This is a genomic window from Rhizobium sp. 01T417 (assembly GCF_056398905.1).
In genome coordinates this window covers 1-23,202 of sequence record NZ_JBFTQH010000006.1, presented here as the reverse complement: position 1 = coordinate 23,202, position 23,202 = coordinate 1, and the positions used below count along the sequence as shown (strand labels likewise).

Below are 23,202 nucleotides of genomic sequence, written 5' to 3'. Positions count from 1 at the left end.
AGGCAAAGCTCGGGAGCGGGACAGCAATCGTCGAAAACTGATGCACTGGTTCCACATTTGGCTTGCAAAGACCGGCCATGTTGAAGATAGGAGGCCCTGCGCTGGATTTCGCGTGGTTCACCACAGCAGGACGTGATTTGTCGCGTTGGCCTCGGTCACGCGGCATGATCATCGTCGCAATTGTGGATGCACACGTAGAAGGTGTTGTAGATAAGGATCGACGGAAATACTATTCATTAAAGCCGGCCAAGGCGGCCGATTGCTTGTGGCATCCGCAGCCTCTTCGAGGCAGGAGCGACGCAGAGCCAGGGAAGTGCCACAAATGACGCGGATCAGATGCTGAAACTGAACACATTGACGGGAATGGGGCGTTTGCAAGGTTTGACCGGCGCGTATGTGATCAATCTGGACAGTTCGTCAAAGCGATGGGCGGACGTTTCGTCGCAAGCAACTCTTGCTGGCATGGAAATCAACAGAGTTCCCGGCGTCGATGGAAGGGTGATCCCATCGACGCAAAGATCAGGGTTCAACGAGAAGGCGTTCCTGCGCCGGAATGGCCGGGCGATGCTGCCCGGCGAATATGGTTGCTATCGCGCTCATATCAGAGCCCTGGAAGCCTTTCTTTCCAGCGACTACGAAAACGCCATCATCATGGAAGATGACGTCGAATTGCGTCATGATTTTACCAATAGAGCAGAGGCAATCTTGCGAGCAGTGCCTTCCGCCGAGGTAGTAAAGTTGCTTAATCACAGATCAAGGTGGTGCCGGACAGTGGCTGTTTCTGAGTATGGAGACGCGGTCGGGCGCTGTCTGCACGGTCCGCAGGGGTCTGCGGCTTGCTATCTGGTCACGCGTGAAGGGGCCCGCAAGCTGCTTAAAAGCGCCGACAATATCGAATTCCCCTATGATATGACACTCGAGCGCGGGTGGACGACTGGCGTCAGCATTTACACAGTTCGACAAAATATCGTCGAGTTGTCCGAGCGCTCGGCTATGAGCCAGATTGCCGATCGGGCTCAATACCGCGCCGTAAAACTGCGAGGCGCCCGCAAGCTCGCGACGCATTTTCTTCGCGTGATCGAGTATGCACGCCGAATTCGGTACGCACTATCATGACGGCACCTGTATTTCGCAAATTGATGAAGTCGTCAGCCCTCGATGTCACCACCGGCATCTTATGGCTGGCCATGATGTCAGTGACGTTGATAGAAAGCGATGCCTATCGATATGCTGCCATCCTCATCATGGGTTTGACCTTCACGCTTCGCAAGGCCCCTCTCCGCCCGGTATTGAGTGACTGGCTTGCGATCGTCTGCATTGGCTGGGGCGTCTTCGCCTTGTCGAGATTCCTCTTCGGCCTGATTTCAGCCGGTGAGAAAGGCGCGTCGGAATGGCTCTACGCTTTCGCAATCTTCTTTCCCGCGATGGGCGTGGCATTGCAGACGAGTTGGCATCTCATAAAGCCAATCTTGTTGGCTTTCTTCTGCGGTGCGCTCGTCCTTCTTGCTGTCTCGACGCCGTTTTCAGCGATCATGGCGGGCGAGTACATATCTCCCGCTTTCCATCATAATTCCATTCACGGCGCCGTCGGGTGCGGCTTCATCTTCATCGGAGCCTTCTACTGGGCGGTGCATCAGTGGGAGATTGGCAGTTCCGCACGGGCAAAGGCAATTGTGCTGGCGATCGCCGTGGCTGTCATCGGCTTGGCGATTTTCAATATTTATGGCGCCAAGTCCAAGGGTGTGTGGCTGGCGCTGCTGCCTGCAGTTGGTCTGATGACTGTCACGACCCTCCTTTACCTCAGGAAAAAGACCGTGCTGGTCGCCGCGATCGGTGGGCTCCTGCTTCTGTCGTGGGGCATCTACGAGGTTCGTGACAACGTCGCGCATTACGGGGCCGCGACGCTCAATGCCACTGTGATGATCGCGGAACGATTGGATAGCGGCGCGCCGCTTGAGCGGGTGATGAAGGAGGCAATCGAATCACCACAGACCCCGCTGTCGATGGATGAGCGGTTGCAGCTTTGGACCAACGCGCTGAATGTCATAGCCGTCTCGCCGATTTTCGGCAGCGGAAACGGCTGGCTTACGATCTGGCGGACAACACCCTATGCCAGCGTTCCATACACGTTGTTGCATGATGGCTATCTGGAGATTCTGGTTCGATATGGGATCGCCGGCCTCGCTATATTGGCGCTGATCGTTGTCTCAGGCATCTATCGTGTCTATCGTGCTTCATCGGTAGGCGTGATCAGCAGGAGTGCCTTTGCCTGCTACCTGACGTTCGCGGTTTACTTTAGCTTCACGATCCTGAGCAATTCGAACAACCGGCTTGCGATGGGCGAATCCTATTCCTTGCTGTTTGCTGCCACATGTTTTGCCTGTTCGATGAGGCTGCGTTCGCGCTTGGGTCAGCGAAGTGGCGTTGCTCCTGATATCAGCGGCCCGTCCGACGAAATCCCGGCGTGTGTGCAGGGATAGGATAAGATGCGGGCGCTTTCCGACAGGTATGTTCAAAACATTCTCGATCTGCCGAGGCCCGCCAAGCGGGTATTGGCGCTGCTGGTCGATTCCTGCCTCTGCGTCCTGACCATCTGGCTCGCCTTCTGCTTTCGATTGAACGAATGGGTGGCGCTGACCGGAATTCAGCTCCTGACCATTCCCGTTTCGCTCATAATTGCCCTGCCGATCTTCATCACGATGGGCCTGTATCGAGCAATCTTCCGCTTCCTTGGCTGGTCGGCCTTCGTTACCGTTCTGAAGGCCGTGACCATTTATGGCCTTGCCTTCATGGCCGTGTTTACAGCGATCAGCTTCCCCGGTGTGCCTCGCACCGTGGGGATCATGCAACCCTTGCTGCTGCTGCTCGCGATCGGCCTTTCTCGCTTTACGGCGCGGTACTTCCTGCATGAAGCCTACAAGCGGATCCTCCGTCAGAGCACGCAGACAAACATGCTCGTCTACGGTGCCGGCTTCCGTGGCCGGCAGGTTGCCGGCGCCTTGAGCAGCAGTGCCGACTTGAAGGTTGTCGGCTATCTCGACGACGACAGGAACCTCCATGGCAGCCTCATTGGCGGCGTGGCGGTCTACGATCCGGAAAAAATCGTCGAATTGAGCGCACGTCTGAACGTGCGCACGATCCTTCTGGCACTTCCCAAGATCGACCGGTCGCGTCGCAACGAAATCCTGGAGAAGCTCAGGGGCGCGCGCGTTGCCGTTCGCACGATCCCCGATCTGAACGCCCTGGCCGGCGGCCAGGCAGAATTCACCGATCTGCAGGAACTGGATATCGAGGACCTTTTGGGCCGCACGCCGGTAGCGCCCGACCAGACGCTGCTGGAACGGAACATCCGCGGCCGAGTGGTGCTCGTCACGGGCGCGGCCGGCTCGATCGGCAGCGAGCTTTGCCGCGGACTGGCTCGATTGAAGCCCGCTCTCTTATTGATTCTCGACCAGAATGAATACGGGCTCTACGCCCTGGAGAACGAACTTCTCGGCAGCAACCCGGATAGCGGGCTTCAGATCGTTCCCCTGCTTGCCAGCGTTTGCGACGAACATCGTATCCAGAAGATCATGGAGACCTGGCGGCCGAACATGGTCTATCACGCTGCCGCCTACAAGCATGTCCCGCTTGTCGAGAAAAATCCGGTCGAAGGCGTCAAAACGAACGTTTTTGGCACGGTGACGGTTGCACGGGCAGCCATCGATGCCGGCGCCGAAAGGTTCATACTGATCAGCACGGACAAGGCTGTCAGGCCGACCAATATCATGGGCGCCACCAAGCGGCTCGCGGAAATGGCGCTTCAGGGGTTGGCGGCCGAAGGCGCCTCGACGGTTCTCACCATGGTGCGGTTCGGCAATGTCCTCGGATCCTCCGGTTCGGTCGTTCCGCTGTTTCGCCAGCAAATTCGCCAGGGCGGCCCGATCACCTTGACGCATCCCGAGATCACGCGCTTCTTCATGACGGTGCCTGAGGCGACCGAACTCGTGATCCAGGCCGGCTCCATGGCCAAGGGAGGCGATGTCTTCGTCCTCGACATGGGCGAGCCGGTCAAGATCATCGATCTCGCTCGGCGCATGGTCGAACTTTCCGGCCTGGTCGTCAAAGACGAACGAAATCCGTCGGGCGACATCAGCATCGTTACGACCGGCCTGCGGCCTGGAGAGAAGCTTTACGAAGAGTTGTTGATTGGTGACAATCCCGAGCTGACGGAACATGCCAAGATCATGCGCGCACGGGAGCGGTTCATTGCATTGGAGATGCTGATGCCGAAACTCCAGCAATTGAGTTCCGCCGCAGACGAAGGAGATGTCGAGGCACTGCGACGCATTCTAAGCGAGCTTGTGCAGGATTTTCAGCCGTTCGACGGAGTGGTCGATCTGGTGTCTGTTCGGCAGGGTGCCTCCAGTTGATCGGGATAGCGCTTGCCGTTCTGGAATCGGTTCGGAGCTGAGAATGCTACTCGTTACCGGCGCGACAGGTTTTGTCGGTCAGGATCTTCAGCAGGAACTCCGTCTCCGCAATCTCGCCTACAGGACGGCCAGCCGCTCTCCCCGAGCAGGGTCTGTTGCCGTCGGGAAGATCGATGCTGCGACGGACTGGAAAGCCTCCCTGAGCGGCGTCGATGTCGTCATCCATCTGGCGGCGGCAAACCAGAATGTCATCGATGGATCGGACTCGGGGCCAGGTGCCTTCCGTAGAGTGAACGCCGAGGGAACCATCAACCTTGCTAAACAGGCTGTCGCCGCAGGGGTCAAACGGTTCGTGTTCATCAGCACGATCAAGGTGAACGGGGAACGATCGTTCGCCGGGCGTGCATTCACGTCGAATGATCCAGCTGCTCCGACGACAGAATATGCCGTCTCAAAGCTCGAAGCGGAACAAGCCCTGATCGCGCTTTCGAAGACAACCGGGATGGAGATCGTCATTATCCGCCCGCCGCTGGTCTATGGACGTGGCGCTGAAGGAAGCTTCCGAGCGCTCAAACGGCTCGTTCGGAGCGGCATTCCTTTGCCCCTGGCTTCGATCGACAATCGAAGATCCATGATATACGTCGAAAATCTCACCGATCTGATCGTGACCGCCGCATCTCATCCCGCTGCCGCTGGCCAAATACTCCTGGCGGGCGACGGCGAAGCAGTCTCGACACCAGAATTGTTAAGGCGGCTGGCGACCGCGATGGGGTGTTCGGCGCGATTGCTTCCGTGCCCTCCCGGCGTTCTCAACTTTCTCGGCCGGGCAACCGGCAAGGCAGAGCTGGTGAACCGTCTCACCGACTGGTTGGAAGTGGACATTTCGCATACGCGCGCGCTATTGGACTGGACGCCGCCTTTTGATATGCGAACCGCACTGAAGCGCTCGTGCTGAAACGTTTGACGTGAATTTTTGAGACAGGAACACGAATATCCCGATGGTCAACAGCTTTAACAGGTCTTTGAAGCGACTGTTTGATATCTGCGCTGCGTGCCTCGGACTTATCGTTCTCTCTCCGGTTCTGCTCCTCCTTGTGGTCCTGGTCCGCAGATCGTCGCCTGGCGGCGCGTTGTTTCTTCAGGAGCGCGTTGGCCGGAGTGAGGTACCATTTGTGTGCATCAAGTTCCGGACGATGGCAGCAGGTTCTCCGAACGTCGGCTCTCATGATGCGGCTTCCTCCTGGATCACACCGCTCGGCAGAAAGCTGCGGGCTTACAAGCTCGACGAACTGCCTCAACTGATCAACGTCCTGCGCGGTGAAATGAGCTTCGTCGGTCCTCGCCCATGCCTCCCATCGCAGCATGACGTCATCGCCGCACGACGTAAACTCAAGGTGTTTTCCGTGAGGCCTGGCATAACCGGACTGGCCCAGCTTCAAGGAATTGACATGTCGACGCCTGAGGCTCTCGCGGACGCCGATGCCCGCTACATTCAAAAAGCTGGTTTTTGGCAGGATATCGTGCTCGTGCTCAGCACGTTGGCAGGACGAGGAACAGGGGACGCGGCCGCAAAATAGGCCGGGACGATCCTGAATCCACGGCTCCATTTGACAGCCTCGACGCGCCCGGCAGCGATCGCTGCCGCCCAATGGCGACGTCGCACCTGTCGGACCCGCCACATCTGCGTTAGAAGATATGAGGCAATCGTCGGGGAGAGTTTTCATGACCACGGGGGAAGCGCAGCAGACCGACGTCGAAATAACCCGCGGCTCCTGTCATTGCGGAGCGGTTCACTGGGAGTTTCGCGGCACGATTCCCGATGCGACCATCTGCAACTGCACGGTTTGCCGGCGCTACGGCGTCCTCTGGGCCTATGAATATGATGGCCAAGGAATTCGTGTCGAAGACACGACCGACGCGCTCACCGCTTATATCCGCGGCTCACAAAGCCTTTCCTTCAACTTCTGTCGCCGCTGCGGCAATCTCGTCAGTTGGCGTGGATTGAGGCCAGGCGACAACGGGCAGACGAGAATCGCCGTCAACCTTCGTCTCGCTGAGCCCGCTGACGTGGCCGACATACCCCTGCTACGGTTTGATGGCCTCCACAGTTTCGAGGATCTGCCGTCGGACGGGCGCACAGTCGCCGATGTCTGGTTCTAGTGATCGCTCTCCGTGACCTCAGTCGCCGGCAAGCGTGAAGACGGCACAGGGCTCGGCAATGCCACGCAGCGAATGATAACCCATGGAAACCAGGGTGGTGGTCGTCTCTGCCGCGACCTCGCCGGAAAGCAGTACGGTACGCCCCAAGGGCTTGCAGAGGCCTTCAAGCCGGCTGACCAAATTCACTGCGGGGCCGATTGCGGTGAAATCCAGCCGGTCGGCAGCACCTATATTACCCCAGAGGATTTCCCCGAAATGCAGTGCCACACCGAAGGGAAGTGTTGGCAAACCCTGGCCCTGGCGCACCGTATCGAGATGGGCCATGCCAGCGCGGGCCGAAGCAACGGCGCGAAGTGCCGCCTCGCAGGCACTGGCAGGCGTAGTGGTGACTGGGAAGATTGCCAATACCCCATCGCCCATGAACTTCAGCACCTCGCCCCCAAAGGCATGAACTGCACCGGCAATACGATCAAACCAGGCATCGAGCGTGGCGATCATCACCGCTGGCTCTGTTGCTTCGGAGAGCGCAGTGAAATCTCGCAGATCCGCGCAGAGCAGAGCGGCCGGTATCGTCTCACCGGTACCGCGAGACAGAGCGCCAGCCTGAACGCGGGCAGCACTTCGTTTGCCAAGATAGGCTTCGAGCAGCGCGGTCAATCCAACCCTAGCTGCTAACGCGGCCAAGGATGGTGCTGCAAAACGTGCCACCTCATGCAGGTCGCCGGCCTCAGCCGGCGTGAACGGACGCGTCCCGGCCCATCCCAGAACCGGGCTGTCTGGCACAACGCCCACGACGTCCTCCGCCACCGGCCCAAGACCAGACAACCATTCACGCCCAGCTTGATTGCGTGAAATATCAGTGAAGCTCAAAGCCTCGATTACGGCTCCGGTCCCGGCTCGCCATAACCAGGTGCGGCGGGCGATGATTGGGTGCGGTGCCGCAAGCGTCAGGGCACCGCCTGCCAGCGGCAGCCCATCTATCAGCAGCCGCCGGCCCAATTCGGCCAGGAACCAGTCGGGATCCGGCGATGTGCCGGCTTCATCGATCAACCATGCAAGCGAGTTGGGCAGATCCATGCTTTAATCATGCCATGCCGGCTGAGAGCTGTCACCCGCGGTCCAAGCCGCTCAGGCAGTTCCAACCGAGGCGGCGGACTGTCATCCAGTTCGACCGGCCCACGGATCCGGACCCGGATCGCGTCCGGCCGCGCACTGCGCCATTCGGCCGAGATAATGCTCCCAGCCTTCGGCATGTCCGACGCACTGCTCGGCATTCGGCAATCCGGTATGTGTCAGCTTCAACAGGGTTCCGTCGGGTTTCTCGATCAGGTCTATCTCCACCAGGCTCGACCCTGGCGGGACTATCTCGCTGCCATCCCAGCCAAAGCTGTAGGCGAGCCGATGGACAGGCACGACCTCTCGGAACGAGCCACGCGCGAAGCGAGCGCCGGTAACGTTGACCAGATAGAGCCCGCCGGGCTGAGGTTCGACCTGTGCTTCAGTCCCCATCCAGCGAAGGATCTTTTCGGGATCGGTGAGCAAGGCAAAAACCGCCGAAGGTGGCGCCGCGACGTGGGTCTCGCGATGAACGACAAAAGGCTCCGGCATCAACTCCTCCTTTGATTGGCACAATCCAGGCGGCCGACCGCCTACAAGGCGCCTGTCATGATCCCTCGTGAGGGGAGATAGGCAGGAGAGTTTCCCCAGCAAGTAGACCAGCGCGCCATGTTCGGGCCGCGCGGCATCAAACTCGGTCTGGAGTTGCATAGCGTTATCTGCATGACAATCGCCTGCCAAAATCGAGAAACGTTGGAGACGCGACATTCTGGGCTGAGATTGGCCAGCGGTGTCGGCAAGGATTTATTCTAGCGGCAGAGTGGTCGCACGATCAGCCAGACACCACTTGTGCGATGGGAGTGGACGGACGGTCCGGGTTGTGGCGTATTCATCGAAACGACTTCGAGGGGCCCACAGGAATGAACCCGGAAGTGGCCGTGCAGCAACGTCATTGGTCGGTGCCGATGCGCCGGGAATGGCTTCTCGCCGTCAGCATCGCGACGAGCGTCATATTCCTGTTCTTTGGTGAGTCTCTCTTCGGGTTGCTCGTCAATCCGATATGGCTGGCAGTCATCTTTGTGTGGTTGTTTTCAGTCGTGCTCGGTTCTGCACTTGCGGTCGTGCGTCATGCCGATCATCTCGCGGAGCGACTGGGCGAGCCGTATGGGACGCTTATTCTGACGCTAGCCATCACGTCGATCGAGGTAATGGCGATTACTGCCGTCATGCGTCACGGCGAAAACAATCCGACGCTGGTGCGCGACACGCTCTTTGCCGTGGTGATGATCATCCTCAACGGAATGGTCGGACTGTGCCTTCTGATCGGAGGCTGGCGGCGGCATGAACAGCACCATAACCTCCAGGGAGCCAATGCCTATCTCGGCGTTATCGTGCCCCTGGCAACGCTTAGCATGATCATGCCGAACTTCACGCACCCAACAAACGGTCTGCCCTATTCGACTGTGCAACAAGCGGTTCTCGTCTTCATCTCCGTCGGGCTCTACAGCGTATTTTTGATCCTGCAAACCGGACGGCACCGAGGCTTCTTCATCGAAGATACCGGTGAGGTTTCAGTCGAGCATGTCAGGACCAGGGAAGGACCTTTATGGCTTCCCGTCATCCTGCTGGTTGCCTACATGGCCCTCGTTGTTTTTCTCGTCGAACAATTGGCAGCGCCAATCGATTTCGTTATCGAGACAATTCGTGCTCCGGCGGCACTCGGCGGCGTTGTCATGGCCATCCTCGTCGCGACACCTGAGGCGATTGGCGCCGTGCGGGCCTCCGTCGCCAATCATCTGCAACGGTCTGTCAACATTTTCCTGGGATCCGTTCTGTCCACAATCGGCTTGACCGTCCCTGCGATGCTGATTGTCAGCCACCTCATTGGCCATCCTGTCGTGCTTGGTCTGGAGCGCACCGAGACCGTGATGCTCGTTCTCACTCTGGCTCTCAGCACCATTACGTTTGCGAGCGGCTACACGCACCTCATGCAGGGCGCCGTGCACCTCGTTCTCTTCGTTGCCTATTTCCTGCTGATATTCGAAGTTTGAGGGCCGGTTCCCGGCGACACGATCGCCATCGCCATGTTTTCGCGATCAATGCTGATCGCGAATTAAGATCACACCATCATTTGAGCGGTGGACACGGCTCACCTAGCCCACCGCAGCGACCGGACCAGGCCGCGGCCTATGCGTGGGCGTGCGGATGATGAACATCCCAGACGGCCCACAGCGATACGGCCGCAACGAGCAAGCCAAGCACGACAACCGTCCACATCGCGTTCGCATTGGCCGTGAAACCGAGCAGCCAGGGCGACGCAATCAGCCAGAGGCCGAGTACGAGATTTGCCCATTCCTCCCATTCGGAAAATACCGACAGCGCTGCCGTTGCCATAGCGGCGAGCATGACGGCAACGATCCAGGCATTCCAGCTCGGCATTGCTTCGGCCGCGAATCCCATGACCCACGGCGAAACAAACAAGCAAACCGCCAGAACCAGGTTAGCCCAATCCTGCCTTTTCCTTCCATCCATCAGAGAGATTGCCATGATGACCTCCCAATATGAAGCTTATCAGGCGTCGCGTGAACTTCACGCTTAAGTATATGAATTTATGAGCAGCAGGAGCCAAATCAAGATACAGCCAAACAATAGTTGAAACCCCGCGCTTGCAATCATCATGCACGGCGCTCTGGCAGTATTCAGCTTGTCATCCACGAGCCCAAAACAGTCGGTCAGACGGCACCAACTCCGCCAATCCGGTGCCGGACGAGGGAGGCGAACTGACTGCACTACGCAACCGCGCTTGCAATGTGCCGTTCGCTACGGTTGCCAAGTGAAAGAGCTTGTTGCTTTGCCAGCGCAATCATCTTCTCACGTGCCGGCAGCGGCGTCAGATTGTGGTCGGCGTCGGGGAACAGATGCAATTGAACGTTCGGATAGGCAGAGAGCTTCTCGCCCGCATCGCCAAAATTGATCCGAAACATCTCCTGCCCCTCGTCACCTTCCGTATAGATGATCGAAAGCGGAGTGCCGCGGCTGGCCAGGGCCTGAAAATCGCGATGCACCTGCTTTGTAAGCTGCGTGATCGGCTTGGCGGGCGCGAAGACGAAAGACAGCCTGTTCGCCATCCGGTCCACGAGACGCATGGAGATATTCTTTGTCACCGCGCCGAGATCCACGTCACCGGTCCAGAGGCGGCGAACCGTTTCGAGATCGAGGGCATTCCTCAAATAGGCCTTCAATGTCTTTGGCAGGCCCTTGAAGCGCCAGCGGAAAGCAACCGGATTGACAATCACGCAGGAGTCCCAGCGTCGATCGGCCAGCACACTTCGAAAGGCGACGTAGGCGCCGCTGCAGCGTCCAATCAGTAACGTCCGCTCGCCCAGACCAAGACTGTCGACATAATCCCGGGCCATTCCGACATCGGCAATCTGGGCCTCGTCATAGAGGACCTGTTTGCGACGGGCTGCGACCGGCGGGCTGTCCCCGACACCGGCGCTGTCAAAGCGCAAGGACGACACGCCGACTTTTGCCAGCTCGCGCGCAAGCGCGACCGAGGAGCGCGCCCACCCGGCTGCATGATCGTAGGCCGTCGTCAGAATAACGGCGGTCACGCCGATCGAACCTTCAGCGGGTTCGCACAAGACACCGTAGAGCCGTTCATCCTGACCGAAGCGGACGGACGTTTCGCGAATTTTCTCCGAACGGACCGATGCGGTCGGTGAAGGCTTTTTCGCAGGAAGCGGGCGGTGATCCTGATATTGCGGCAGCGATTTCAGCCACCCGATCAACTCATCGACAAGCGCTTCGGGGAGTTCCTGGTCCAGCGGGTTGGAAACCAGCGTATCATATCCGGAAAATGGTATCGCCCGCAGCTGGCAGCCAGCCGACGTCAGCCGATCACGAAACGTCGTATCGGCTTCAAAGCCCGGGCGTTCGGCGAGGAAGACATGTGGTAGGGCCGTGATTTCGATGCTGTTGAGGTCGACTGCCTTGATGTCATCTGCGACAGCACTGGGCATGCGCAATCCGGCGATCGATCCAGGCGCGCCGTCACGCAGTTCAGGCTTTATACCAAGGCCATCATCAATGAGACGCGAAAACAACGAGAGCTCGCGTAGATAGGCCCTTCCTTTGAGGACCGGCGCCAGAAGGGCAATCGCTGCAAGTGATGACGCGGAACGCGCCTGCATGAGCGCGAGACTCGCGCCGATACCTTGACCAATGAAGACCAGCTTGCGGGTGCCGGACAGCATCTTGAGTTCTTCAGCCGCCTTGCCGATCACTTCGGACCACCCCGACAGGCCGCGTTCGGCCGACCTGTCGTCCAGCGAATTCACCGTTCCGGGATAGTCGAAGCGGAGGCTCGCGACACCAATCTCTGCGAAGTGCTCCGCCAGGATGCGATAGAACCTGCGTGTACACATCTCCTCGAGCCCCCAAGGGCTGAGGAAAAGCACTGCGAGATCGCTCTTTGGCGCATCGTCGTCAGCTGCCGTGAACAAACCGGTATGCGACCCGAAGACCGTCGGCTGAGAGGCGGAACGCCCCGTCTCTTCTTGCGAGTTCACATCCGTCTGCGTCACCATTGTCCTCCCGCGCAAGGCGTTCCGATTGAGAGAGCGCCGTGCGTATTCCTCACCGATATACTTGAGACGTTAAGAATTAGCGGAAGTCGGAATGGCATTGTCTTGCCTTCTATTCGGCGCCAGATCAAAAGAAAGGGATCCCGTCAGGCTGGCCGCGGTCGCCTTGTCAATGCCATGCGGACGCCGGCCAGGTTGAGCGCAAACGCGGCTGCCGCATAGACGACGACACCGGTGACGATCGGCACAGTCAGGTCGAAGACAGCGTTGCCGGTCTGAAGCCTGCCCACGATGAAGGTCGGCACCGCCATCGTTGCGGTAGCGAGACTGACCTTGACGATCGGACGGAGTTCGAGCGGCAGGCGATGGGCGCGATAGGACAGGAAGTAACCGGCAATCACGCCGCCGATCTCGGCGATCAGCAGCGCCCAAGCCGCACCGACAAGCTGGAAGCGCGGTACGAGGACAACCATGCCAATGATGTTGATCGCCAGAATGATCATGCCCTGCGCCCCCATCAGGCTCGGCTTCTTCGCCAGCTGGAAACTGACATGCACGAACTGATAGGAGATGGAGCGAAACAGCCAGGCAAAGACGAGGATCGGGATGAGGATGGCAGCCGCATCGCGAAACTCGGGGCCGAGGATCAGGCTTGCGAAACCGGGCGCGACCAGCGCCAGTCCGACGACCATCGGCATCAGCACTGTCAGGAGCACCTCGGCGGTTTCCATCAGATGCCGGTTGGCAGCCGTATGGCCGTCCTGCGCCAGCAAACGGATCGCCACCGGAATTGTTGCGGATCCGATTGCAACGCCCGGAAACAGGATGATCTGTCGGACGAGATCGGCAGCGGCACCGTAGACGCCCGCGGCCGTCTCACCGATATAGGTTATGATGATCATTCGGTCGAGAACCGTGTGCAACACGAAGATGAAAGACGAGGCGGTCATCGGCAGGCCGAAGCGCATCATTTCCTTCATCAGCCCGGTATCGAACGGGTGGCGCGGTCGGCGCCAGACGCCCGGCGCGTAGACCAACAAAGTCACGAGATAGGAGCAGGCGACGCTCACAAGGAGACCCTGCCCGCCCATGCCGAATACCATTACGAGGACGGCAGAGAAGACGACCGTCAGCACCGCCCGCAGGATGACCGACCACATGTAGGCCCCCGTCTGCTGGCGAGACCGGAACACTTCCTGCACGAACTCGAACAACCCGACCATGAAGGCGACGAACACGGCCGGCACGACATAGGTCGACGAATCCTCCGCAAAGAGCCACGTCGCGAGGATGACGAGAGGACTGAGAAGCATCAGTCCCGCATAAGCGAAAAGGGCAGTGGTGCGCACGTCCTTCGATCCACCTTCGGAATCGAAGCGCAGCACGGAGAATTTGATCCAGCCGAAAAGCAGGGTCGATATGACACCAGCAACACCCGTGCCCACGACATAGATGCCGTATTCGTGCGGGCTAAGCATGCGCGTGAAAAGCACGACCGAAACGAACCCGAAAAGGGCTGAAACGGCGTTCGCAATCATGTATGCCGAGATCTGACGAAACATCATTCGGCCGCACGCGTGAATTCGTCGATGACCTTCATCAGCGCCTTCGGCCGGCACCCGGCATCGAGGGGCAACGGACGGTTGGGCTTGCCGTCGTCGCGCTTGAACCACATCGGCACCCATGTATAGCGATCGGTGATGCCCCAGGTCAGAATGGCGCTCGGGCGCGCCGCCGCGGAGATAGCACCGAGGAAGTCGCGTGCGCGTGCTGCGACGACCTGGTCCCGGTCATATTCACGGGCGGGCAGCTTGTTGTCGATCACATCGAGTTCGGTCACGAGAACGTCAAGCTGCATTCCCTTCACCGTTTCGACAAATCTCGATAGGCCCTCCTTGTCGATGTCCATGTCGCCAGGGAGGTGCCCCTGGATACCTACGGCGTGGAGCGGCACATCACGGTCCTTCAGATCACGTAGCAGGTCGAGCAAGGCCTGGCGCCGGTCGCGGCACTGCTGTGTCGGATTTTCAATGTTGTAATCGTTGATGACGAGCTGAGCCGAAGGATCGGCGGCGGCAGCCGTGCGCAGCGCAAGCTCGATGTAGCGCTTGCCGAGCCGCTCCTGCCATATCGAGCCACGGATCGTCGCACAACTCTCCGGCTGTTCGGCGATTGCCTCGTTGACGACATCCCAGCTCGGAACCCGCCCCCGATAGCGTCCGACGACGGTGGTGACGTGATGGACGAGTTCGCGTTCGGCTTCCGACGCGCTCCCGATACTGTTTGTCCAATCGGGCATCGCGCCATACCAGGCAAGTGTGTGGCCGCGCATCTGCATGCCGTTTTGATCGGCAAAATCGATCAGGCGGTCAGGCTGGTCGAAGACGAACTGATCCTGGCTCGGACGCAGGTCGAACCACTTCAATCCGCCCTCACCGACGACAAGCTGGCAGTGATCGACGATGGCCTGCTTGTAGTCGAATTCGGTGTCGAGAAGATCGGTGCGCACGGCCGCACCGTAGGGAATGGGGCCTCTGGCAGGCACTGCCTTGGCAGTCAGATCACCCCGGACAAAAGGGTCGAGCGCGCCTGTGGATGCCAGTCCGGCACACATTGCGCCGAGAACGAAGTCCCGCCTGCGCATAAATGGATATCCTTGGATTGCGTGTAAATGAACCAGAATTCGACCGCGCAAGCGTGCAAGTCCTTTAACTTCTCTTTTTTATTGGAGAGCTGCTTCACGCGCACGCGAAAATTGAAATCGCCATTAATGGATACTTAAGGAAAATCAGGTCTCTTAACCATAGGTTTGCGCTCCCGCGCCCACGTAAATCAGAACCCGCTGCCATGTATGAAGCCGCCTCCCGACATCAGACTCCGGTCATCAGTACGCGTGGCTGGACGACGAGCCGGGAAAAGGATGACGGTGCCGCATCGCCGCGGCCGGTGCTGAAAGTTGCGCCTCCCCCTGCTTCCACCCTTTCCTCAGAAAACTGGCCTTCGGTCTTTCAAGAACTCTTTCAGTTCGACCTGACCCGTATCCTCAACTGGCTGCGCGCGGGTCTCGTCTGGATCTTTGCCTTTGCCATCCTCGGCGCTGTCGCTGGCTATGCGGTCGTTCTTGTCGTGAAGCCGCGTTTTACGGCCGGAATCGACCTTCTCGTCGACCCGTCGAATCTCCGGGTTGTTGCTGACGACATCTTCTCCGAGAGCATGCAGCGGGATACGCAGCTGCTTGATGTCGAAAGCAAGCTGCGGGTCCTGACATCGGGTAACGTGCTGAGCCACGTGATTGGCGAGCTGAAGCTCACCGATGACCCAGAGTTTGTTGCGCCTGAAGCCAAGGACCCGGCGGGTGACGCGCTGCGCACGCTGGCAAAGCGGGTTACGGCCCGTCGTGACGAACGCTCTTTCATCGTCAATATCGCGGTGTGGACGCAAGACGCGGCCAAGTCAGTCACCATCACCAATGCCATCGCCACCGCCTTCCAGGAAGAGCTGGCCAAGGCGGAATCGGAAGGGGCCGGCCGGGCTGCGAGCTCGCTGTTTGCTCGCCTCGGTGACCTGAAGGTGGAGGTTGCCAAGGCAGAGGCTGCGGTTGAGACGTTCAAGCGCGAACAGGGATTGCAATCGAGTTCGGGAGAACTCGTCAGCACCCTCATGTCAAACCAGACGAACACGCAGCTGATCGACGCCAAGGCGCGCGTCATTCAGGCGCAGTCGCGTTACAACGAACTCGTGTCCACCAACCCGAAGAACCGCCTGAACGCGTCTTCGCTGCAATCGGAAACGATGACGATGCTGCGCACCCAATATTCGACGCTGCGACAACGCGTGACCTCTCAATCGGCCGTCCTCGGGCCGCGTCATCCCATGATCCTGGCGCTCGAACCACAGCTCAGGGCGCTGGAGGGCCAGATCGACGCGGAGACGGCACGCATCGTGCAAGCCGCGAAAGCCGAACTCGACCAGGCAAGATCGGCACTCGACGCCCTGAACTCCGAGGCAAACCAGATGAAATCCTCGGTCTTCCAGGACACCGCCGCGCAGATTCACCTGCGCGAACTGGAGCGTGAGGCGCGTGCCAAGGCGACTGTCTACGAAGCCTTCATGGCACGAGCAGGAGAAGCCGCCGAACGCCAGCAGATCGACACGACCAACGTGCGGATCGTTTCACCGGCGGTCGTACCGACAGCGCGGAGCTTTCCGCCGCGGGCCTATGTGCTGGCTGGCGCCGGCGGCGTTGTCGGCCTCGGACTTGGCCTTGCCATCGCGGTCTTGTCGGGGCTTTGGCGAGACTATCGCCGCTTGAGCGCGATCCAGGCCAAGGCCTATGGCTGACAGCGGCAAGAGTGTAGTTGCGGGCAAAGGCAGTACCTTTGCAGGCCTTCTCTTCCTGGCTGTCTTCGGCTACTTCTGGATCGGATTGAGCCCGTTTCCCGATCCAAACGCCACGAGCCTCTCCACACCTTATGGCAGCACATCCAACGTTTTCAATCAGTTGATCGTCATCGCCATGTCGGCCGTGGTCCTTGGCACGGTCCTGCAGAATCCCGCGCGCCACTTGCTGCTGCGCCCATATGGCCTGCTGATGGGCCTGCTCGTCTGGCTGCTCTTCACGGGTCTTTTTGCCGGCGACCCCAGCGCAGCCTTCAGGCGCCTCGTTTTTGCAATCCTTGTTTGCCTGTGCGCGAACGCAATGCTCTTCATTCCAAGAAACGGCGAGCAATTTGCAAGGCTCATGTGCCTTGGCCTGACCTTTACGATCGGCCTCTCCTATTTTGGCGTACTTCTCCTGCCGCGCCTCGCCATCCATCAAGCGACAGACGCGCTAGAGCAGTCGCTTGCCGGCGACTGGCGCGGTCATTTTGGCCATAAGAACGTTGCTGCAGCCGCGATGGTCTATGCCGTATTCTTCGGCCTCTATGCAAGAAGGTCAGGACACGCCCGGCTTGGCCTCTTGATTGCATTGTCAGCAGGGTTCTTCGTGCTTCACGCGGGAGGGAAAACCTCCGCCGCGATGCTTCCGGCAATCCTGTTGCTTGCCTGGATTTTTGAACGCTGGACGAAACTCGGCGTGGTGCTGCTTCTTGGCGGTCTTGTCGGGTTGAACCTGATCTTGCTGACTGCGGCGGTCTCGCCTTCCTTCAGCAGCCTGCTTGCTTCCGCGGGCATCGATCCGACCTTTACCGACCGTGGCTCGATCTGGCGGCTTGCACTCTCCGCGATCGCCGAGCGGCCCATCATTGGCTACGGCTTTCAGTCCTTCTGGCAGACGGACGCCTTGTTCAACAGCGGCCAAGCCATGACCACCTGGGCCGTCACTGCCGCCAATTCACACAACGGCTACGTGGAACAGTTGATCAATGGCGGCATCCCGGCGCTCGTGATGACGTTCATCTGGCTGGTGGTCCTTCCTGTCGGCTATGCCCGCCGCGCGCTTGCCGGCAGCAACGACATGGCATTGACGCGCCTGTTCTTGCGGATCTGGCTCTTTTCCCTGTTTCTCGCCTGCCTCGAAAGCCCGTTCTTCGGCAATAGCGGACCGATCTGGTTCACGATGCTGATTGCGGTCTTCGGTTTGAGATTGCAGGCCAATGCCGGGCTTGTCGTCAAGGAGGCTGACGCACCAGGATCGCGCGTTGCTCCCGTCCCCGCGACTCGGATCGACGCAACGGTTCTGAGAAGGCCCGTTAACCTCATACTCAGCCGTCGATTGTAGAGTGGGCGCCAGCCAATTACAGCTTCACCGCCAATAGCCGGGCCAAGTCGGCTCACGCCGCAAGGCGAACAATCTCTGCGCGATCGAGGTTTGGATGATGCAGGAAAGCAAGGGGTCCGTTAAGGCAGTCGTTTGCATCCCGACGTTTCGTCGACCGGAATGGCTGGCGCGCACCCTGACATCGCTCGCCGAGCAGGTGACCGATTTCGCCTTCGCCATCGTCGTTGTCGACAACGACGCAGCCAACCCGGCCGGCGCCCACTTTGCCCGCAAGTTTCTCACCACGGCCGGCCTGCCATTCCTGGTCACCACGGAAGAGCGGCAGGGGAATTGCCATGCCATCAACCGTGCGTTCGGCGAGGCAATGGCTGTCTTTCCGGAGGCCGAGTTTCTGCTGATGATCGATGACGATGAAATGGCCATGTCCGGTTGGCTTGCCGCAATCGTTGGCACGGCTCGGCGGGAGGGCGCCGACATCGTCGGCGGGCCCGTTGTCCGGCAGTTCGAAGTACCAGTGTCCGACGCAGTCACACAACATCTGCTCTTCGGCTCGATAGAAGGATCGACCCGGGCAATTGATCAGATCCACGGTTCCGGCAACTGCCTGATCCACCGCCGGGTATTTGCCGGTCTTGCTTCGCCGCTTTTCGATGTCCGCTTCAACTTCCTGGGCGGTGGCGACATGGAGTTCTTTACGAGATGCCGCAAGGCCGGCTTCAAGACCTGGTGGTGTGCCGAGGCGGTTATCCGCGAATTCGTACCCGAGGAACGCGTCTCGGCCCGTTTCCTGATGACGCGCTCGCTGCGCACCGGAAGCATCAATTATGTTATCGATCGGATCCACAGCACGTCGGCCATCAGGGTGATTGCAAAAAACGCTCTCAGTCTCGGCGCCGGCTGCCTTCGATCGATGGCGCTGTTCCTCAGGACCCGGCGGCTGCTGCCGGCAAGCCATCCGCTGCTCGTGTCGCTCGGTCGTACATTGGCAAGCCTCGGCTTCCTGCCAACCCCATATCGGGCCAGCAACTAGGCTCTCTCAGCCAAGAGCTGCCTCGCGGATCACTTCGATCGGTGTGTGCGTATGCGACTGGATCGCGATCGTCGTCTGACCCGGTTTCAAGCCTTCGATGAATGCCGCCAATCCCTCCCGGTCTAGAGCCGGCCCCTCCCAATAGGTCAGGCACGGGCTTTGCGAAACGCGTTCATGTCGTTGCGCAAGCTCGGGGTCATTGGCGACCGCGACACCGTAAATGAGATATTCGGAAAAATGCCGGATGCGGGCCAGCGCCTGCCACCACGGAAGACGACTAGCGCCCTCGATACGCTTCACCATGGTCGCCACCGTTCGCCGCTCCCACAGAACCATCTGGCTGATGGAATCGTCGCCTGGCAGCGCCGGTACGCTCAGGCCAAGCAGCCGATGCGCATTTTGCCACCAGCGGACGTGGCTAGGTCGCGTGGGATTGATATCTCCGGCCGCGACGTGGTGGGCGAGCTTCGGGGTCGATGCCATCGCGCTCAGATCCAGTGGGCGGCAGAAGCAATTGTCGGAGTCGATGCACATGACCCGCTCGCTCCGTTGCGCCAGCGTCATTGCGATCTTGCGCATCTGCTGCAGGTGCCAGCCGTAGATTGGCAGGCGCAAATGGGGTGCCCACCAGTAGCGTCGCCCCCGCCATTTCGGCAGGGCCCAAAGGGATGGAAGCAGGCTGGACGAGACGATCACGCGGCGTTTTTCCCCTTCGAAGCCCACGAAGGCGTCCGCATCCTCGTCGCCGATCACGATGTAATGCACGTCGTAGCCCGTCACATACCGGTCGATCGAGTCACAGAGAAGACGGCAACTGTCGAGGTCGCCACGATAACTCGGTGTGATGAGCGAAATCGAGGAACTCAAGATCGTTGGTCCGATCACCGGCCTGCAGAAAGAGCTCGCAGCGAATGCCGGAGCATCGCGTAGATGGCAACCGGATTGGTGGTCAAATAGCGTGTTGCCAGCCGGCGTGGCTCGAGGAGCATGCGGTAGAACCACTCAAGGCCAACCTTCTGCATCCAGCGGGGGGCGCGGCTCTTGCTTCCGGCGAGGAAATCAAACAGGCCACCGGAGGTTTTGATCAGCCCGACATTGTGCAATCTGTTGATGTTGCGAACGACGAACTGCTGCTCCAGCGGCACCCCGAAGCCGATCCAGAGGATATCCGGAGCCGCCGCATTGATCGCCTCGACAACCGCTTCTTCCTCGGCGCGATCAAAATAACCGTTACGTCGGCCGGCAAAGCGAAGTCCCGGATAGGCCTTCGACATGTTCTCGACCGCCCGGGCATTCACCTCTTCGCTGGCACCAAGAAAGTAAAAACTGACCCCGGCTTCCGCCGCGCGTTCCGCCACGGCATGAACGAGATCGGTCGTGGCGACGCGTTCTGGCAAGGGCTCGGCGGAGGACAGCTTGGAAAAGAGCACGACCGACATTCCATCGGCATGGATCTGGTCGGCCTGACGCGTCAACGAGCGGAAATTGGCATCATGCTCGCAAAGCGCAATGACCTGACCGTTTGCGGAGGTGGAGTAGAAGGGACGCCCGCCGCCCCCCCTGCGCTCGAGCGCCAACTGAATGAAGGCGTCTGCGGATTCTTCCATGCCGGCCCGCACGATCGGCAGGCTCCCGAGCCGGTTCGTCGGCCATTCGTTCATCGAATAACTCAGACGCGCTGATGCACTGCTATGCCTAGTCATTCACGCACCTTCGAAACGAGCATGGGTCAAGAACGGACCCGACAATTAGCTGTTTCGAAGACCCATCGCTGTAAAACCTCGAGCTATAGTTAACCCTCGCTATACACGTGATGGTGGCAGGCCTGTTTGCCGACGGCATGTCAAACATTGAACCTGAAATTGTAAGCCGGCTTTTACCAAAAGACGGTATCAACGCAGCGCGGTCACCCGCCGTCCGCCTGTTCAAAAGGTTTGATATGCCGAAACGTCGCTATCTTGCACTCGTCTCCGACGCCGCCCAAACCTGTGGTGTCGAAGAGTTTGCCCGACAGGCGGCTTTGCGACTCGACGGGCGCGCCACTCGGCACGTGCTTGACGGCGATATCGGCCGGCTTAAATCCGCGCTCGACGATGCGGACGCCGCCATCCTCAATTTTCCTGTCGTGGCCTGGAAGAAAAAGCTAGCAGAGCCGGTTGTCGCGGCATTCGTTTCCCGGCTGCAGCGCAAACAGCTTGTCGTGGTACTGCACGAATGGCACGCTCTCGACTGGAAGCGTCGCCTGGTGCTGGTTCCGGTGGTGATGCTCGCAACTCAGATCTTGTTTTCAGCGCCGGAAGTCGCCGCCGAATTTGCCAAGAGCAGTCTGTCCGCCCTGTCGACCAGTCGGCGAGCAGTCATCCCGATCCCGCCAAATCTTGCCTTGCCTACCACGCTCCACGACGGCCCGATCGCCCGGAGACTTGACGCACAGCGCAAGGCCCGGCGGCTGATCCTTGGGCAGTTCGGTTCGATCTATCCCAAGAAGCAGTCAACGGCAGTTCTGGAGACTGCTGCCCGACTGCTGGCGCTTGGCCACGACGTCGGCGTGGTCTTCGCCGGATCGTTCATCCGCGGCACCGACAATGTGGAGCAGGAATTTTATGCGCTCGCAGACAAGCTCGGCATTTCAGACCGGGTCGTCGTAACAGGTTATGTTGCCGACGCCGAGGAGCTCTTCGGGATCTTCAGACATGTCGACGTGTTCTGCTATCTTTTCACTGAAGGGCTGACGGCGCGCCGGGCAAGCGTGCTTGCGGCAAGCTTCTCGGGAAAGCCCGTCGTCGTCAACGCGCCGCGACAGCGAGATGCCCTCGCCCACCATGGCCTGTTTTGCAAGCTGATAGAGGGCGGTGCGATCCGCATGGTCGACACACAGGCCGACGTAAACATCATGGCCGATGCGGTGCTGGAAGCAAGCCAAAGCCATCGGGCATCGATTGACGCGAAGGCGGAAGTCGATGCCTTGTGGGGTGTCGTCATCGACGCGGTTGACGGCAGGAAGGCCATGCATTTCTGAAATCGCACCGTCGCAATCGATGCAGAGACTGCGGAACAATGGCCCACGCCAAACGTTCTTCGAGTTAGCGACGGGTGCGTCGCGAGGCTCATCGAAAGGACGTGATTCAAGATGGAAATGACGGAGGGCCGTCAGCTTGCAGAGGAATATCTCCGGCTAGGCGGAAAGAGGCGCGTCAAGATCGACGACAATCAGCAAACTGTCCGCGCATGGGAGGAAGACCCGCCCGCCGCCGAGCAGTTTTGGCATGATCGTGTCGAAGCTTTGGAAATGCGTCGCCGAAGGGAAGTCGAATTCTTCCTGCCATCTATCAACTCCCCGTAATTGCAGGGGATGAGGAGGGTTCTTCATTTTCTGACCCGGACATCGGTCCTGGCCAGTCGTTGGGCTTTTGCGCCGCTCATCTACAGTTCCACGGTCCTCGCATCACCCGGCCAAGGACTTGCTTAGCTGGTTCAGCGCGCCAGCCATCCGCCATCGACAGGCAAGACGATGCCGTGGACATAGTCGGACGCCTGTGATGCCAGGAACACCGCTGCGCCACCGAGTTGCGCGGGATCGCCCCAATGGCCGGCCGGGATGCGGGCAAGGATGCCGGCGCTCCGGTCCGGATCCTCGCGAAGCGCGGTCGTGTTGTTGGTCACGAAATAGCCCGGAGCAATGGCATTGACATTGATGCCTTTGCCCGCCCATTCGCAGGCCAAGAGACGCGTCAGTCCGGCAAGCCCGCTCTTCGAGGCCGTGTAGGAGGGAATGCGGATGCCGCCCTGGAATGACAATAGCGAGGCGATGTTGATGATCTTGCCGCCACCTCTTTCCAGCATATGCCGGGCAACAGCCTGCGACAGAAAGAAGACGCTCTTCAGGTTGATGTCCATGACCGCATCCCAATCGGCTTCCGTGAAGTCGATGGCATCGGCACGGCGGATGATGCCGGCATTGTTGACCAGGATGTCGATCTTGCCAAAGGTCGCTACGGTTTCGTCGACGATTGCCTTTGTCGGTTCGATCGATCCAAGATCGGCCTTGATGGCGTGAAAGCCAGCACCGATCTTGCGAACCGCAGCCTCGGTTTCGTCCATCGACGAGCGGCCAACGGCAACGATCGAGGCGCCGGCAGCCGCCAGCGCCACGGCGATTGCCTGGCCAAGGCCGGTATTGGCACCGGTGACGACCGCCACCTGCCCGGAAAGATCGAACATGGTCATAGCAGGCTC

At 59.6% G+C, this 23,202-nt stretch carries 21 protein-coding genes; 12 read left to right on the top strand and 9 right to left on the bottom strand.

The features are described from left to right. The first annotated feature begins 336 nt into the window (after positions 1–336). From AC1DPR_RS08500 to AC1DPR_RS08475, 6 genes are all read left to right on the top strand, one after another. Positions 337–1,116 carry a glycosyltransferase family 25 protein gene (locus AC1DPR_RS08500; protein WP_477816093.1) on the top strand — a complete coding sequence of 260 codons (780 nt, stop codon included), beginning with the start codon at positions 337–339 and terminating at the stop codon, positions 1,114–1,116. Beyond that, a complete protein-coding gene (locus tag AC1DPR_RS08495) occupies positions 1,113–2,480 on the top strand; it encodes an O-antigen ligase family protein (RefSeq protein WP_477816092.1) in 1,368 nt (455 codons plus the stop codon). Before AC1DPR_RS08500 ends, AC1DPR_RS08495 begins: the two co-directional genes overlap by 4 nt. 6 nt (positions 2,481–2,486) lie before the next feature. Further along, on the top strand, positions 2,487–4,412 hold the full coding sequence (locus AC1DPR_RS08490) for a polysaccharide biosynthesis protein (RefSeq protein WP_477816091.1): 1,926 nt from the start codon (positions 2,487–2,489) through the stop codon (positions 4,410–4,412). A gap of 43 nt (positions 4,413–4,455) precedes the next feature. Beyond that, positions 4,456–5,367 (top strand): NAD-dependent epimerase/dehydratase family protein, encoded by a 912-nt coding sequence (locus AC1DPR_RS08485; protein ID WP_477816090.1) that lies wholly within the window; start codon positions 4,456–4,458, stop codon positions 5,365–5,367. 43 nt (positions 5,368–5,410) lie between these two features. Then, the gene (locus AC1DPR_RS08480; protein ID WP_192241018.1) at positions 5,411–5,989 is read left to right on the top strand and encodes a sugar transferase; all 579 of its coding nucleotides are present in this window, start codon (positions 5,411–5,413) and stop codon (positions 5,987–5,989) included. A 145-nt stretch (positions 5,990–6,134) separates the two neighbouring features. Beyond that, positions 6,135–6,572: a GFA family protein gene (locus tag AC1DPR_RS08475; protein ID WP_477816089.1), complete on the top strand. Its 438-nt coding sequence runs from the start codon at positions 6,135–6,137 to the stop codon at positions 6,570–6,572. 18 nt (positions 6,573–6,590) lie between these two features. Here AC1DPR_RS08475 and AC1DPR_RS08470 read toward each other — a convergent pair whose 3' ends face one another. Further along, positions 6,591–7,649, bottom strand: a complete 1,059-nt coding sequence (locus AC1DPR_RS08470; protein WP_477816088.1) for an adenylate/guanylate cyclase domain-containing protein — start codon at positions 7,647–7,649, stop codon at positions 6,591–6,593. A gap of 81 nt (positions 7,650–7,730) precedes the next feature. Then, on the bottom strand, positions 7,731–8,180 hold the full coding sequence (locus AC1DPR_RS08465; RefSeq protein WP_477816087.1) for an SRPBCC family protein: 450 nt from the start codon (positions 8,178–8,180) through the stop codon (positions 7,731–7,733). 368 nt (positions 8,181–8,548) lie between these two features. On the opposite strand from AC1DPR_RS08465, the gene AC1DPR_RS08460 reads away from it, so the two are divergent. Then, positions 8,549–9,679, top strand: a complete 1,131-nt coding sequence (locus AC1DPR_RS08460) for a calcium:cation antiporter (protein WP_477816086.1) — start codon at positions 8,549–8,551, stop codon at positions 9,677–9,679. Between the two features lie 136 nt (positions 9,680–9,815). Here AC1DPR_RS08460 and AC1DPR_RS08455 read toward each other — a convergent pair whose 3' ends face one another. From AC1DPR_RS08455 to AC1DPR_RS08440, 4 genes are all read right to left on the bottom strand, one after another. Next, positions 9,816–10,175, bottom strand: a complete 360-nt coding sequence (locus tag AC1DPR_RS08455; protein ID WP_018858137.1) for an SPW repeat protein — start codon at positions 10,173–10,175, stop codon at positions 9,816–9,818. A 242-nt stretch (positions 10,176–10,417) separates the two neighbouring features. Further along, positions 10,418–12,217, bottom strand: coding sequence for an alpha/beta fold hydrolase (locus AC1DPR_RS08450; RefSeq protein WP_477816085.1), 1,800 nt, complete (start codon positions 12,215–12,217; stop codon positions 10,418–10,420). Between the two features lie 143 nt (positions 12,218–12,360). Beyond that, positions 12,361–13,779, bottom strand: a complete 1,419-nt coding sequence (locus AC1DPR_RS08445) for a lipopolysaccharide biosynthesis protein (protein ID WP_112666053.1) — start codon at positions 13,777–13,779, stop codon at positions 12,361–12,363. Continuing rightward, the gene (locus tag AC1DPR_RS08440) at positions 13,776–14,858 is read right to left on the bottom strand and encodes an endo-1,4-beta-xylanase (protein WP_477816084.1); all 1,083 of its coding nucleotides are present in this window, start codon (positions 14,856–14,858) and stop codon (positions 13,776–13,778) included. Before AC1DPR_RS08440 ends, AC1DPR_RS08445 begins: the two co-directional genes overlap by 4 nt. Positions 14,859–15,061: 203 nt before the next feature. Here AC1DPR_RS08440 and AC1DPR_RS08435 point away from each other — a divergent pair, with 203 nt between their 5' ends. The 3 genes from AC1DPR_RS08435 to AC1DPR_RS08425 all read left to right on the top strand — a co-directional run bounded on the left by AC1DPR_RS08435 (position 15,062) and on the right by AC1DPR_RS08425 (position 18,966). Next, complete coding sequence (locus AC1DPR_RS08435) at positions 15,062–16,555, top strand: GumC family protein (RefSeq protein WP_477816083.1); 1,494 nt, start codon at positions 15,062–15,064, stop codon at positions 16,553–16,555. After that, positions 16,548–17,936 (top strand): O-antigen ligase family protein, encoded by a 1,389-nt coding sequence (locus tag AC1DPR_RS08430; protein ID WP_477816082.1) that lies wholly within the window; start codon positions 16,548–16,550, stop codon positions 17,934–17,936. The genes AC1DPR_RS08435 and AC1DPR_RS08430 overlap by 8 nt, the downstream gene beginning before the upstream one ends. Positions 17,937–18,033: 97 nt before the next feature. Next, complete coding sequence (locus AC1DPR_RS08425) at positions 18,034–18,966, top strand: glycosyltransferase family 2 protein (protein WP_477816225.1); 933 nt, start codon at positions 18,034–18,036, stop codon at positions 18,964–18,966. Positions 18,967–18,972: 6 nt separating this feature from the next. On the opposite strand, the gene AC1DPR_RS08420 is transcribed toward AC1DPR_RS08425, so the two are convergent. Both AC1DPR_RS08420 and AC1DPR_RS08415 read right to left on the bottom strand, forming a co-directional pair. Beyond that, positions 18,973–19,833, bottom strand: coding sequence for a DUF6492 family protein (locus AC1DPR_RS08420; RefSeq protein ID WP_477816081.1), 861 nt, complete (start codon positions 19,831–19,833; stop codon positions 18,973–18,975). Positions 19,834–19,847: 14 nt separating this feature from the next. Further along, entirely contained in the window at positions 19,848–20,627 is a 780-nt protein-coding gene (locus tag AC1DPR_RS08415; protein WP_018858145.1) for a WecB/TagA/CpsF family glycosyltransferase, read from the bottom strand. A gap of 278 nt (positions 20,628–20,905) precedes the next feature. On the opposite strand from AC1DPR_RS08415, the gene AC1DPR_RS08410 reads away from it, so the two are divergent. Further along, positions 20,906–21,985: a glycosyltransferase gene (locus tag AC1DPR_RS08410; protein ID WP_477816080.1), complete on the top strand. Its 1,080-nt coding sequence runs from the start codon at positions 20,906–20,908 to the stop codon at positions 21,983–21,985. A 111-nt stretch (positions 21,986–22,096) separates the two neighbouring features. Beyond that, positions 22,097–22,309, top strand: coding sequence for a hypothetical protein (locus AC1DPR_RS08405; protein ID WP_477816079.1), 213 nt, complete (start codon positions 22,097–22,099; stop codon positions 22,307–22,309). A gap of 131 nt (positions 22,310–22,440) precedes the next feature. Here AC1DPR_RS08405 and kduD read toward each other — a convergent pair whose 3' ends face one another. Beyond that, positions 22,441–23,193 carry a 2-dehydro-3-deoxy-D-gluconate 5-dehydrogenase KduD gene (gene kduD, locus AC1DPR_RS08400; protein ID WP_477816224.1) on the bottom strand — a complete coding sequence of 251 codons (753 nt, stop codon included), beginning with the start codon at positions 23,191–23,193 and terminating at the stop codon, positions 22,441–22,443. Between the last annotated feature and the right edge of the window lie 9 nt (positions 23,194–23,202).

What these genes read in the sequence shown, in the direction of transcription:
- AC1DPR_RS08440 (WP_477816084.1), bottom strand. Translation starts at nt 14,858, where the DNA reads ATGCGCAGGCGGGACTTCGTTCTCGGCGCAATGTGTGCCGGACTGGCA.
- AC1DPR_RS08445 (WP_112666053.1), bottom strand. Translation starts at nt 13,779, where the DNA reads ATGATGTTTCGTCAGATCTCGGCATACATGATTGCGAACGCCGTTTCA.
- AC1DPR_RS08435 (WP_477816083.1), top strand. Translation starts at nt 15,062, where the DNA reads ATGTATGAAGCCGCCTCCCGACATCAGACTCCGGTCATCAGTACGCGT.
- AC1DPR_RS08495 (WP_477816092.1), top strand. Translation starts at nt 1,113, where the DNA reads ATGACGGCACCTGTATTTCGCAAATTGATGAAGTCGTCAGCCCTCGAT.
- AC1DPR_RS08485 (WP_477816090.1), top strand. Translation starts at nt 4,456, where the DNA reads ATGCTACTCGTTACCGGCGCGACAGGTTTTGTCGGTCAGGATCTTCAG.
- AC1DPR_RS08490 (WP_477816091.1), top strand. Translation starts at nt 2,487, where the DNA reads ATGCGGGCGCTTTCCGACAGGTATGTTCAAAACATTCTCGATCTGCCG.
- AC1DPR_RS08455 (WP_018858137.1), bottom strand. Translation starts at nt 10,175, where the DNA reads ATGGCAATCTCTCTGATGGATGGAAGGAAAAGGCAGGATTGGGCTAAC.
- AC1DPR_RS08465 (WP_477816087.1), bottom strand. Translation starts at nt 8,180, where the DNA reads ATGCCGGAGCCTTTTGTCGTTCATCGCGAGACCCACGTCGCGGCGCCA.
- AC1DPR_RS08410 (WP_477816080.1), top strand. Translation starts at nt 20,906, where the DNA reads ATGCCGAAACGTCGCTATCTTGCACTCGTCTCCGACGCCGCCCAAACC.
- AC1DPR_RS08405 (WP_477816079.1), top strand. Translation starts at nt 22,097, where the DNA reads ATGGAAATGACGGAGGGCCGTCAGCTTGCAGAGGAATATCTCCGGCTA.
- AC1DPR_RS08430 (WP_477816082.1), top strand. Translation starts at nt 16,548, where the DNA reads ATGGCTGACAGCGGCAAGAGTGTAGTTGCGGGCAAAGGCAGTACCTTT.
- AC1DPR_RS08480 (WP_192241018.1), top strand. Translation starts at nt 5,411, where the DNA reads ATGGTCAACAGCTTTAACAGGTCTTTGAAGCGACTGTTTGATATCTGC.
- AC1DPR_RS08415 (WP_018858145.1), bottom strand. Translation starts at nt 20,627, where the DNA reads ATGAACGAATGGCCGACGAACCGGCTCGGGAGCCTGCCGATCGTGCGG.
- AC1DPR_RS08500 (WP_477816093.1), top strand. Translation starts at nt 337, where the DNA reads ATGCTGAAACTGAACACATTGACGGGAATGGGGCGTTTGCAAGGTTTG.
- AC1DPR_RS08470 (WP_477816088.1), bottom strand. Translation starts at nt 7,649, where the DNA reads ATGGATCTGCCCAACTCGCTTGCATGGTTGATCGATGAAGCCGGCACA.
- AC1DPR_RS08460 (WP_477816086.1), top strand. Translation starts at nt 8,549, where the DNA reads ATGAACCCGGAAGTGGCCGTGCAGCAACGTCATTGGTCGGTGCCGATG.
- AC1DPR_RS08450 (WP_477816085.1), bottom strand. Translation starts at nt 12,217, where the DNA reads ATGGTGACGCAGACGGATGTGAACTCGCAAGAAGAGACGGGGCGTTCC.
- AC1DPR_RS08425 (WP_477816225.1), top strand. Translation starts at nt 18,034, where the DNA reads ATGCAGGAAAGCAAGGGGTCCGTTAAGGCAGTCGTTTGCATCCCGACG.
- AC1DPR_RS08475 (WP_477816089.1), top strand. Translation starts at nt 6,135, where the DNA reads ATGACCACGGGGGAAGCGCAGCAGACCGACGTCGAAATAACCCGCGGC.
- kduD (WP_477816224.1), bottom strand. Translation starts at nt 23,193, where the DNA reads ATGACCATGTTCGATCTTTCCGGGCAGGTGGCGGTCGTCACCGGTGCC.